Below are 12182 nucleotides of genomic sequence, written 5' to 3'. Positions count from 1 at the left end.
GTGGACAACGCCACGCTGGAGCAACTCCAGGCGGCGATGGAGGCCGCGCCCAACAAGCGCAGCTATATCAGGCTGGCCGCCATGCGCTGCCTGCTGCGAGGCATGGACCGTGTGGATGTCTGCGAAACCTTCTGCCGCAGCGAGCGCATGGTTCGGCTCTGGATCATCAAATACAACCATGGAGGCATCGACGCGCTCATCAGCAAACCCACGGGAGGCAGAAGACGCAAGATCGCCCTGCAACGGCTCGAAGAGGTGCTGGTGCCCGTGCTCAAAGACCCCGCCCAGGCGGCCATGGAGCACTGGACCGGCGTGAAGGTCCACGGCTGGCTGCTCGGGCGGCTCCAGGCCGAGCTGAGCTACAGCACCGTGGTGCGCTATCTCCATGACCTGGACTTTCACCTGCGCGTGCCGCGTCCCTGGCCGCTGCCCCTGCTGGATGAACCCGAGCGTGAGGCGCAGCGCCAGAGCTTCCGCACGCAGATCGCCACACTGGCCGCAGACCCACAGGTCGAGCTTTGGTTCGGTGACGAGTGCGGCGTGGATGGCGATCCCCGGCCAAGACGCCGGTGGGTGCAGCCGGGCAGCAAGCCCAAGGTGCCGCATCTCGGCAAGCATATCCGCCGCAGCGTCGTAGGGGCAGTCTGTCCGCAGAGCGGCGAGTTCTTCAGCCTCATGTTTGATGGCGTCGATGGCGCTGTCTTCCAGTGCTGGCTTGACGAACTGGCGCGCAGCGTGCCAGCGAAACCGGATCTGCGCCGGGTGCTGGTGCTCGACAACGCCTCCTGGCACAAGGTCAAAACGCTCAACTGGCACCACTTCGAAGCACTGTTCCTGCCGCCTTACAGCCCGGACTTCAACCCTATTGAGCGGCTGTGGCTGCGCCTGAAGGCCGACTTCTTTGCCGACTGGATCGCACGCAGCGGCGCGGAGCTCGAAGACCGTCTCTGCCACGCTCTCAACCACTTCATGTCATCGGCCTCTCAGACCGCCTCCATCTGCTCGATCCGGAAATGAGTTTTGCGATTTGCTATAACGGCGGCGCGGGACTGCACGCGGAATATGGGCCGGGTTACTTTGCAGCGTTCGTGGTGGATCCGGATGGGTACCGCATTGAGGCGGTGATCTGTGGAGAGTAGTCCTTTGGAGCGGGCCTCAAGGCACAATCTTTACGGGCGTGCCCACTGAGGACTCGCGGTAGAAAATCTCCGCCATGCGGTGAGGGAGACGGATGCAGCCGTGGGAAGCGGGGTAGCCGGGGAGATAGCCTTCGTGCATGCCGGTGGCCCCGGTGATGCGCATGAAGTAGGGCATTTTGGCGGCGTCAAACAAGGCGCCAGGCGGGCGGGGGTCTTTGCGGACGTCGATCTCACGCTTCAAGACGGTGCCGTCCCGGCTGATGTAATCGCCGAACAAGGAAGATTTGTGATCGATGTCCTTCTCAAGGATGGCGAAATTGCCTGCTCTGGTGGCCATGCCTTCACGACCGGAGGAAATCGGCGAGATGCCTGCGAGCTGGCCGGCCTTGTAGAAGTAAACTTTTTGCTCACCCAAACGGATGACCATGCGCGGAGGACCCACCATGGAATCGCCCTGCCACTGGCCCTCCTCATAGGCGAGGGATTGAAGTCGCGATGCTTTCCGATCCCGTGGCGGAGGCTGTTTCTTTTTCACAACGATCCGCTCAACCCAGTAGCCAGCTCCACCGGGAATCGGGCGACGGATGTAAGCTACACTTTGATCTGAGCAGGCGATCAGGCTGAATGATAGCAGCAGCAGACCAAGCCGAAGACACAGTGCGTGGGATGACAAGTTCACCCCGTCGGGTAAAACACAGCCCCCTTGTGCTGGCAACCGATTTTGCGGGGGGCGCGTGTTGTGCATGGCTACTTTGTGTCGACGGGGACCAGTTTTTCCAGCTCCTCCGTGGCTTTTTCCCACTCGGTGGTGAATTTGGGGATCTTGGTTTCGACGGCTTCGAGTTCGGCGCTGAGGACGCGGAACTGGGCGGCGTCTGCATAGGTGGCTTCTTCCTGGAGGAGGTTGACGATCTCGTGCTTGCGCTTGTCGAGGGTGGCGAGCTCCTGCTCGATTTTGAAGATGCGCAGATCGAGTTCCTTCTTGGCCTTGCTGTAGGCATTGCGGGCATCGGCCTCGGCACGGCGCTGCTGCTTGCTCTTGGCCTCTTTCGGTGCGGGAGCGCTGTTGTAAGAAGTGGGCTGGGCGTTGTGCAGAGTTGCGGTGAGAGCCTCGCGGGCGGAGCCGGCCTTGGACTTGTCGAGGTAGTACTGGTAGTCGCCGGCGTAGGGGGTGATGACGCCGGCGCTGACGTGCAGGACGTGCTTGGCCATCTGACGGATGAAGTGCACGTCATGGCTGATGAAGACGAGGGTGCCTTCGTATTGATCGAGCGCGCCGATGAGGGCGTCGATGCTGCCCATGTCGAGATGGGTGGTGGGCTCGTCCATGAGGAGGAAGTTTGGTGGATCGAGCAGGAGGCGCACGAGCACGAGGCGTGATTTTTCACCCCCGCTGAGAACGCCGACGGGCTTGAAAACGTCGTCTCCGTGAAAGAGGAAGGAGCCTAGGAGTGTGCGGCACATGTTTTCACCGGGACGGCTTGGCAGGTCCATGGCGGACTGGAGCACGGTGTGGCGCATGTTGAGGACATCGCCGCGATACTGGGCGAAGTAGCCGAGCTTGACGTTGTGGCCGAGCTCGTAGGTGCCGGCCTGAGGTTTGAGGGCTCCGGCTAGGAGTTTGAGAAGAGTGGATTTGCCGGCGCCGTTGGGGCCGACGAGCACGGTGCGCTGGCCGCGTTCGATCTCGAGATCGAGACCGGTGTAAACGGGCTGAGTGCCGTAGGCGAAATCGACATCCTTGATGCGGATGACGCGCTGGCCGCTGCGCAGTGGCTGCGGGAAGCGGAACTTGACGGTCTTGGCATCGGCCACGGGTGCATCGACTTTTTCGATGCGGTCGATCATCTTGGCCTTGTCCTGCGCACGGGAGGCGAAGTTGGCCTTGGCTTTGAACTTATCGACCCAGGCCTGCATCTTGGCGAGCTCGCGCTGCTGATTGTCATAGGCGCCCTGGAGCTGCTCCATGCGGGCGGCTTTTTCGCGGGTGTAGTCGTCGTAATTGCCGGTGTAGCGGGTGATCTTGCTGTGGGCGACTTCGAGGATGCTGTCGCAGAGGGCATTGAGGAATTCGCGGTCATGCGAAATCATGAGGATGGCGCCCGGATAGCTCTGGAGGTAATTTTGGAACCAGATGAGGGATTCGAGGTCGAGGTGGTTCGTCGGTTCGTCGAGCAGGAGGAGATCGGGCTCCTGGACGAGAAGACGGGCTAGGTGAGCACGCATGACCCAGCCGCCGCTGAGGGTGCGGGCATTGCGCTCGAAGTCGGACTCGCGGAAGGCGAGGCCGCTGAGGATGCGCTTGGCCTTGGGCTCGATTTCCCAGCGCTGATGTTCGTCCACATGACCGGTGGCGAGCTCAAGCACGGTGACGTCTTCAATGGGGGCGCTTTCCTGCGGCAGGAAGCCGAAGGTGATGCCGCGCTCCATGACGACCTGGCCATCGTCCGGGACGGTGTCGCGCAGCAGCAGGGAGAAGAGGGTGGATTTGCCGGCGCCATTGGGGCCGATCAGGCCGATTTTTTCGCCACGGTTGATGTGAAACGACACCTGGCTGAACAAAGTGCGGCCGGCGTAGGTTTTGCTGACATTGGAAACGGAGAGCATGAGGGAAAGGGGGCGCGCACTGTGGCGATGAAATGGCCAGTGTCGAGGGCGCAGGCGGGGGGGGTAGAGTGTCGGCAGGCAAAATGCGTGCTTGGCAAAGCGGGTCGGCGGGTATTATCCCCATCCATGATGAGATTCCTTTTTACCCTGGGTTTCGGCCTGCTGGTTGTCACGACTGCGATGCATGCCAATGGGGGTGGGTATTCGAAGGGCGTCGTTTCGACGTCGGCTTTTCAGCCAATCGGCGTGGAGCAAGTGGAGATGCTGTCTGAGCGGCTTGAAATTGATCTTCACATCGAGTACGCGGACATCCGCATCGAATACGTGCTGCACAATCCGGGGAAGAAGGTGACGGTGGAATGCGGGTTTCCAGCTGTCTTTGACAATTCTGGAGGGTATTTGACACCGATGCATCCTTTGGCCCCAGGAGAGAGCGCCAAGCCGCGCAAGCCGCAGGCACTTGAGGAGTTTTCCCTGCTCGCAGATGGGAAGGCAATCGCGGCGAAGGTGACTGAAGACGAGGCTGACATTCCGGGTTTCAGCGTGCGCAAGATTGCATCCTGGCATGTGGTGAAGATCCCTTTTGCAGAAGGTCAGACGCGGCACATCCAGGTGAGCTACCGAAACCCGTATCACATCTCATTTCATTCCGTTTCTGAGGACTGGACTCGGACGGCCCCCAGCCTGACGTATGCGTTCTCCGCCGCTGCACTGTGGGCGGGGCCGATCAAGCAGGGCACGGTGATCGTCAATGCGACGTCCGTGGATCCGGCGAAGGTGCGGTTCAACCATCCCAAACGTTATGTGGGAGAGAAGGGCACATGGAAGTGGTCGTTTGCCGATTTTGAACCCACGCTGGAGGATGATCTTGTCATTCAAACGCACCTGGATGAGCATGGGTATAACGGCGGCTACCTCGCTGAGGGTGGCGAGTGGAAAGACGGCTCCCACAAGAATGCACGATGGATGATGAGGGCAGGATTTACCGCCACAGCCTCGTCCTTCCTGAAGGAAGCGGATGGGACCGAACACAAGCCTGAAAATGTGGTGAGCTGGCTAAGAAGTTCAGCCTGGGTGGAAGGCCATCCCAGCGACGGGGTGGGTGAGTTCATCACACTGACATTGAAAAAACCCGCCAAGGTAGGCCGCGTGAGAATTGTGAACGGTTTCGCCAGGTCCCGTGAACTCTATGAGGCCAACAACCGCGTGATGATGCTCAAGGTCAGCGTCAATGATGGCAAGCCTTTCAATGTGGAGATTCCGGATGAGTTTTTGCAGGAGGAACGTTTCTGGTTTGACCTGCCTGCAAGCTCTGAGCTGGTGAAAACCGTCAAACTGGAAATCGCAGCGATCTATCCTGGCACCACTTACAGAGACACGGCCATCTCGAGTGTGGAACTGCTGGTGCCACTGAACAAAACGCCCAGGATCCAGCCTGCGCGATGAAGGCGTGGCGGACCGCCTTTGCCACAAGCGGATTCTCGCCTGCACATTTTATCCTTTCATGAAGACTCTTCATTTCGCTTTTTTAGGCCTGCTAGCGGTTTCGCGCGTCTTCGCCAACGGGGGAGGTTATTCAAAAGGTGTCGTTTCAACGTCGGCTTTTCAGCCGATTGGCGTGGAGCAGGTGGAGATGCTGACGGAGCGGCTGGAAATCGATCTGCACATCGAATACGCCGACATTCGCATCGAGTATGTGCTGCATAACCCAGGCAAGAAAGTGACGGTGGAATGCGGATTTCCAGCAGCAACATCGGGCTCATATTACATGTCCGAGGAAGCACGGAAGACCCGGCCTCCGGTCGCGCTAACCAACTTCGCGATCACGGCTGACGACAAGCCTTTGAAGACACAATTGCTGCCAGACGACATTCGATTGAGTGGCAAGCCGGACGGCCGGACGGCGCTGAACCTAACCTCATGGCAAGTGATGAAGATTCCATTTGCTGAAGGTCAGACACGAAAAGTCAGCGTCTCATATCGCAACGAGTATTTTCGGACGTCCACGGAGGCAGGAAGCCACGCCACCTTATCTTATCTTTTTTCGGCTGCGGGCTTATGGGCGGGAGCAATCAAGCAAGGCGTCGTGATCATTAATCCTATGACAGTCGACGCCGGGAACGTCAGTTTAAACCATCCCAAGCGATTTACCCGCTCCAATGGAGCCTGGAAGTGGAGCTTCACGGATCTGGAGCCAAGCCTGGAGGACGATCTGGTCATTTCCATGGGAGGCCACCTGTTTGCGCAGTCCGAGAATGTTGAAACAGGCAACGAGGAGGAAAGATCGCAGGTCACCTATGTCGCCAAAGGGGGAGAATGGAAAGGCGACAGGATCGTTGGGGCGTCCTGGGAAATGCGCAGTCAGCAGTTCACGGCCAAAGCGAGCTCGTGGCTCAAAGAGGCCGACGGTAACGAGCATCCGCCAACGGCAGTCAAAGACCTAAACCGCAGCACCGCATGGGTTGAGGGGGCAGAAGGAGATGGGATTGGCGAGCACCTGACCCTGGCGCTCGACAAACCCTTCAAAGCGCGCCGGATAGGCATAGTTAACGGGTTCATGAAAAACAAGGATCTCTACCTGGCCAACAACCGTGTTCGAGGACTGGCAGTGAGTGTCAATGGAGGTGAGCCATTCCATGTGGAGCTACCGGACGAGCCATTGGAGGTAGAATACTTTTGGATCGATCTGCCAAAGTCATCTCAACCGGTCAAAACCGTCAGACTGGAAATCACGGCCATAAGGCCGGGCAACACCTACAAAGACACCGCCATATCCGAGATTATTTTGTCGGTTCCACTGGAGAAGGCCCCCCGCATTCAACCAAACCGCTAATCTCATGTTCTCACCTCGTAGAGTTGGAACGGCGGGAACGCACCGTGTTAGAAACTCTGCGGCCTTCCAAACTCTGTGGGAAAAAATTCAGGTTTCCACATGGCTCTTCTTCACGGCGTACGCCTCAGCTCAAACGCTGCCGGTTCACATTGAAGAATCACATGCTGGTGCGTTCTACCATCTGGTGGAGACGCTGCCGCTGAGGGAGGCGCATACGCTGGTTTTGATTGATGCGCATTGTGATGCGAACGGGATGGCGAACTCGGATGAGATCCGCAAGGCGATCCGACGCGGGCCGACGGTGAAGCAGCGTGCGGAGATGCTGGCGGAGTGGCGGCGGACGGGGAAGGTCCAGTGCTACAACTGGATCGAACCGCTGATGCCGGCGCCGATTGCGGAGGTGATCTGGATTCCTGCGGCGCGATTGACCGAGGCGGAACGGGTGGCGCAGGAAACGGAGGCGCGTGAGTATCTGGATGCGCATGAGGAGGCGCTGCCGAGGGAGGCGGGAGCGCTGGGGCCGCAGTATCGGGTGCTGAGTCTCGAAGGCTTTGCGCGTGAGGCGCAAACCTGGCAGGAATCGAAGCCGGTGGTGGCGAGCGTGGATCTCGATTATTTCGCGAAGAGTGCGGATGCTGAGCTGGCACCGCAGATGGAAGGCATCATGGATCTGCTGCTGGGCATGCGTGCGCTGCGCGGCCTGAGCTTTGCGATTTCGTCGCCATATCTGCGAGATGCAGCGCAGGCGGAGCGGCTGACGACGCTGGCGCTGGATGCGGCGTGGCGGATCCCGAATGCAGAGGTGCACTTTGATCCGTTTGCGAAGACGGGGCCGGATCGCTCGCTGATGGCGCGGCTGCTGGAGAGGCAGGGGAAAAGATTGCCGACGTTTGATGTGGCGAAGGCGGGACCAGAACTGCGCAGTGTGCTGATGCAACACTGGCGGGATCCGCAAGCGCAGGAACTGCTGGCGGAGTGGGCGGGAGCGCCGTTTCAGCACCGGATTGAAGTCCCGGGAAGGCTGAGGATGACGAATGGCACGTGGGAGCTGGAGTTTAATCCCAAGGCCAGCCTGGAACTGGTGCCGCCGCCGACGGGGTCGAGGGTGCGCTGGTGGGCCTTGGAAGCGGCGGACGCCAGCTACCGGATCAGTGATACGAATCTGGGGTTTGCCGTACGGGCACCGCGCTGGATGTGGCGGAAGCGGCGGCTTTTGGCGGAAGGCCCTGCATTGGGAAGTCTGACGCTGGAACGGCTCACGCGAGGTGCCGATTACGGCACGTTTGAGATTTATGCGGAGATCATCCGCGATGGTGAAAGCACGCGCACGCCCGCAGAGATCGTGCGCCTGAGCAAAGCGGGGACGACGGGTGTGCGGGCGGAGTGGAGCCGACAGTTTGGGCTGCCGTATGTGTTTGATTCACGCCTGCTGGTGCGCGGCACGCAGACAGGAGCGGAGGCCCGATATGGGGCGGACTGTGCGAACTTCATCACTGCAGCGCTGCGGGCGGAGGGGTGGCTGCTGCCGTGGGGCAGTCCGAATGATGTGAAACCGTTTCTGACGCGCTGCGATTCACGAGAGACGCCGCTGCTGCTGCATTTTGGGTCGCATCTGGCGGCGTTGTGGGAGGACCGTCCGCCAGTGGGGAAGCTGGACGACGCGGACTTGTGCGTGCATCAACTGGAGGGGCTGCCGGAAATTCTTTCGTTTGGGAAGCTGCGACAAAAACGGGCTGAACCGGTGCTGATGACGATGAGGGAGCCGGAGGAGGTGATACGCATCACGATTTGCGGAGATTTAATGTTGGGACGCAGTGTCGCTGATCATGCGGATCCGCTGAAAGATGTGGCCCCGATTTTAAAGCGGGCGGATCTGGCGCTGGGAAATCTGGAATGCGTGATCGGCACGGTGCGGCCGCGAGATCGTCTGCAACTGATCGCGCCGCTGAAGTGTGTGGGCTTGCTGCGTGAAGCTGGGGTGGATGGTGTAAGCGTGGAAAACAACCATGCGATGGATTTGGGCCCGGAGGGGCAAATGGCGACGCGAACGGCTTTGCAGGCTGAAGGGATTGTTCCCATCAGTTCGCAGGTGAAGATCTTTGAGGTGAAGGGCAAGCGCATCGCGGTGGTGGCTTTTGATGATTCGCGGGAAGATGCCGAAGTGCCGGAGCTGAACGTGAAGGCGGATTATGTCATCGCGCTGCCGCACTGGGGAAGAGAACACCGGAAGACGCCGACAGCGCGGCAGCGCGAGATGGCGGTGAAGCTCATGCAAGGCGGGGTGCATCTTATCGCGGGCAGCGGTCCGCATGCGCTGCAGCCGCTGGAGCACACGTATGCGGGCAGCGTGGCCTTTTCTCTGGGCAATACTGTTTTCGACGGCCCCGGACCGGATGCGGAGTGGGACCGGGGGGCGGTGCTGGAGGTGACGCTGGACGCAAAAACCTGCCGGGCGGTGAGAATGCGCCTGATCGAGGTGCGTGCGCTCCCGGCAGAATGATATGTGACGAAACTCCGGCTTGGCGAGGGGCGTTCTTTGTGAAAGCTTGACCGTCTGCCTATGAAATTGAGCCTCATCTCTTTATTTGCCCTCTCCGCTGTGTCTTTGCAGGCGGCGGAGGATTTGTCGAAACCCATCGAAGCTCTGCGAGCGGTGGGGAAAGAAGGCCAGGGAAATGAGGCGGCGGGCAAGGCGTGGCAGGGGATCGTGAAGGCGGATGCGGCAACGCTGCCGGAGGTGCTGAAGGGCATGAACGGGGCGAATCCGCTGGCGGAAAACTGGCTGCGTGCGGCGGTGGGTGTGATCGCGGATGAGGCGCTGAAGGCGAAGAAACTGCCGGTGGCGGCGCTGGTGACGTTTTTGAAGAACACCCAAAACAGCCCCGGAGCGCGGGTGGTGGCGTTTGATCTGATCCACCGGGCGGATGAGAAGCTGGCGGAAGAACTGACGCCGACGCTGTTGGAGGATCCGAGCTCGGACCTGCGGCGGCATCCGGTGGCGAAGCTGATCGAGGCTGGTGACGCGGCGCTGGAGAAGAAAGACAACGCAGCGGCGATCGTGGCCTATGGCAAGGGATTGGGCGGAGCGCGGGATGAGGACCAGATCAAGGTGCTGGCGAAGAAGCTGCGCGCCCTGGACCAGAAGGTGGACCTGCCGAAGCATTTTGGTTTTCTAATGAGCTGGAAGATGATCGCGCCGTTCAGCAATGCGGATCGTGCCGGGTTCGACACGGTGTATCCGCCGGAGAAGGAGCTGAAGTTTGATGCGGTCTATGAAGGCAAGACGAAGGAGGCGAAGTGGGTGGACTTCACCAGCACGGATGAGTACGGCAAGATCGACTTCAACAAGCCTTTCGGGATGGAGAAGAGCGTGGTGGGCTATGCGGCGACGGATTTTTTCAGCACGGAAGACCGCCCGGCGGAGATCCGCATCGGCTGCAAGGACGGCTGGAAGGTGTGGCTGAACGGCGAGCTGCTGTTTGCACGTGATGAGTACCACCGCGGTGCGAAGCTGGACCAGTACAAGCTGCCGTGTCAGCTCAAGAAGGGGAAGAACACGATCCTGGTGAAGTGCTGCCAGAACGAGCAAACGGAGCAGTGGACGGTGGAGTGGGAATTCCAGCTGCGTGTGTGTGATGCGACGGGCACGGCGATCCTGGCTGCGAAGTGATTTTTTAACCTCGATAATGACCATGAAGACGATTTCGATGTGTTTGATGATGTGCCTGGCAACGGGCGTGGTGCGTGCGGACTGGCTGCAATTTCGCGGGCCGAATGCCACAGCGGTTTCCACCGAGGCCAAGGCGCCGGGGGATGACCTGAAGGTGGCGTGGACGGCGGATCTGCCGGGGCGCGGGCTTTCGGCACCGATCGTCGTGGGAGACCGTGTGTTTGTGACGTGCTCGAGCGGGCCGGGGCAGGAGACGCTGCATGTGTTCTGCTTCAACGCGGCGGATGGCACGAAGCGCTGGGAGCGTGCGATGCGCAGCACGGGGCGGACGATGACGCACAACAAGACGTGCGTGGCGGCGAACACGCCGTGCAGTGATGGGGACCGGGTGTTTGCGCTGTTTTCTTCGAACGACCTGTTCGCCTTTGATCTCGATGGCAACCTGCTGTGGCTGCGCGGGCTGACGTTTGATTATGCGAATGCGAGCAACAGCCTGGGGATGTCGCAGTCGCCAGTGGTGATGGATGGGACGCTGGTGGTGCAGAGCGAGAATGACAGCGAGTCCTTCGCAGCGGGCCTGGATGTGGCGACGGGCCGCAACAAGTGGAAGCTGGAACGGCCGAAGGCGGCGAACTGGACGAGCGCGACGATGTGGAAGAACACGGTGGCCCTGCAGTCGAGCAAGGGCATCCTGGCGGTGGAACCGGCGACGGGAAAGACGGTGTGGGATTACAACGACGGGGCGAGCACGATCCCTTCGAGCGTGGGCTCAGGCGAAACGATTTATGCGGTGTCTCATGGCATCACGGCGCTGGCACCTGAGAAGGGTTCGGTGACGCAGCTGTGGCGCAATGAGAAGCTGAACCCGGGCACGGCAAGCCCGCTGGTGCTGGGCGACTCCATCTATGTGGTGAATGGCGCGGGCGTGCTGATCAAAGCGAATATCAAGAATGGCGATGAAGCCTGGAAGCTGCGCATGAAGGGCCCTTTCAGCGGATCGCCTGTGGCGGCTGGCAAGCGCATCTACATCGTGAATGAGCGTGGTATTTTTCAGGTGATTGATCCCGAAGCACCTGACGGCAAGGTCTTGAAGGAGATTGAGCTGAAGGAAACTGTGCTCACGACGCCCGCGGTTTCCGGTGGGGCGATTTACGTGCGTAGTGACGCGAAACTTTGGAAGCTGCAATAATGGCGACCAAGGACGAGCCTGCCGCAGAGCCTGAAGAGCTGGATGTCTCCATCACGAGCGAGGTGGAGCAGGAGACCTCGCGTGCGCTGGGGAAGGAGACGCGCCAAGTGCTGTTTGCGGTGCTGCTGGTGGCTGCGTTCATGGCGCTGGCGCATTTCACAGGTCTGAAGTCGTGGATCACGAATGTGCAGACCTGGAAGGAGATGGTGCGCCAGTTTGGCTGGGGGGCGCATGCGATCTTCATGATCGCGTGTGCCGGAACCGTGATGCTGGGTGTACCGCGTCTGCCGTTGTGTGCCGCCGCCGGGCTGGTGTTTGGCTTTGGTGAAGGGCTGGTGCTCTCCCTTGTCGCATCGACTTTGGGTTCATATGGAGCCTTTGTCTTATCCCGGCATGGGTTCCGCAGAGCGGTTGAATCGCGGGCGGAAAAATGGCCGTGGCTCAAGAAATTGCTGAAAAAGCCCTCCGTATTGCGGGTGTTCTGGGTGCGGCAGCTGATGGTGCCTGGTCTGGTCTTGAATGTGCTGCTGGGCATGACGCCGGTGAAACACACGCGTTTTCTGCTGGGCACGCTGCTGGGTTATCTGCCGCTGAACGTGGCCTTCAGCCTCGTGGGCAGCGGATTGGGCAAAGGCAGCCTTGCGACGACGCTCACACAACTCCTCGCTGCCATGGCGGTGATCAACATCGCCGCATGGCTGGTGTATCGAGTGATGAAGAAGCAGAAGACGAACGGCTGACGCA

9 protein-coding genes and 1 pseudogene are annotated in these 12182 nt (G+C 60.1%); 8 read left to right on the top strand and 2 right to left on the bottom strand.

Annotated features, from left to right (window positions below; genetic code table 11):
* Both AC3RLQ_RS24385 and AC3RLQ_RS24380 read left to right on the top strand, forming a co-directional pair.
* On the top strand, positions 1–1017 hold the full coding sequence (locus AC3RLQ_RS24385) for an IS630 family transposase (protein ID WP_493030878.1): 1017 nt from the start codon (positions 1–3) through the stop codon (positions 1015–1017).
* Positions 1018–1034: 17 nt separating this feature from the next.
* Positions 1035–1139 (top strand): annotated as a pseudogene (locus AC3RLQ_RS24380) (VOC family protein); the annotation flags it as partial.
* A 16-nt stretch (positions 1140–1155) separates the two neighbouring features.
* Here AC3RLQ_RS24380 and AC3RLQ_RS24375 read toward each other — a convergent pair.
* Both AC3RLQ_RS24375 and AC3RLQ_RS24370 read right to left on the bottom strand, forming a co-directional pair.
* Positions 1156–1674: a L,D-transpeptidase family protein gene (locus AC3RLQ_RS24375; protein ID WP_493031252.1), complete on the bottom strand. Its 519-nt coding sequence runs from the start codon at positions 1672–1674 to the stop codon at positions 1156–1158.
* A gap of 212 nt (positions 1675–1886) precedes the next feature.
* Complete coding sequence (locus tag AC3RLQ_RS24370) at positions 1887–3746, bottom strand: ABC-F family ATP-binding cassette domain-containing protein (RefSeq protein WP_493031251.1); 1860 nt, start codon at positions 3744–3746, stop codon at positions 1887–1889.
* A gap of 126 nt (positions 3747–3872) precedes the next feature.
* On the opposite strand from AC3RLQ_RS24370, the gene AC3RLQ_RS24365 reads away from it, so the two are divergent.
* Genes AC3RLQ_RS24365 through AC3RLQ_RS24340 form a run of 6 tightly spaced genes read left to right on the top strand, consistent with a single transcriptional unit; the run spans position 3873 to position 12178 of the window.
* Complete coding sequence (locus AC3RLQ_RS24365; RefSeq protein WP_493031250.1) at positions 3873–5192, top strand: NADase-type glycan-binding domain-containing protein; 1320 nt, start codon at positions 3873–3875, stop codon at positions 5190–5192.
* 58 nt (positions 5193–5250) lie between these two features.
* Positions 5251–6579: an NADase-type glycan-binding domain-containing protein gene (locus AC3RLQ_RS24360; RefSeq protein WP_493031249.1), complete on the top strand. Its 1329-nt coding sequence runs from the start codon at positions 5251–5253 to the stop codon at positions 6577–6579.
* A 4-nt stretch (positions 6580–6583) separates the two neighbouring features.
* Positions 6584–9079 carry a CapA family protein gene (locus tag AC3RLQ_RS24355; protein ID WP_493031248.1) on the top strand — a complete coding sequence of 832 codons (2496 nt, stop codon included), beginning with the start codon at positions 6584–6586 and terminating at the stop codon, positions 9077–9079.
* A 60-nt stretch (positions 9080–9139) separates the two neighbouring features.
* Positions 9140–10249, top strand: a complete 1110-nt coding sequence (locus AC3RLQ_RS24350) for a hypothetical protein (RefSeq protein ID WP_493031247.1) — start codon at positions 9140–9142, stop codon at positions 10247–10249.
* Positions 10250–10271: 22 nt separating this feature from the next.
* A complete protein-coding gene (locus AC3RLQ_RS24345) occupies positions 10272–11438 on the top strand; it encodes an outer membrane protein assembly factor BamB family protein (RefSeq protein WP_493031246.1) in 1167 nt (388 codons plus the stop codon).
* Entirely contained in the window at positions 11438–12178 is a 741-nt protein-coding gene (locus AC3RLQ_RS24340; RefSeq protein WP_493031245.1) for a TVP38/TMEM64 family protein, read from the top strand. Before AC3RLQ_RS24345 ends, AC3RLQ_RS24340 begins: the two co-directional genes overlap by 1 nt.
* Positions 12179–12182: the final 4 nt, after the last annotated feature.

Source organism: Prosthecobacter sp. GW821-HT29F12, from assembly GCF_058803405.1.
The sequence above is the reverse complement of the archived record's forward strand: the minus strand, read 5'-3'. Positions and strand labels throughout refer to the sequence as shown.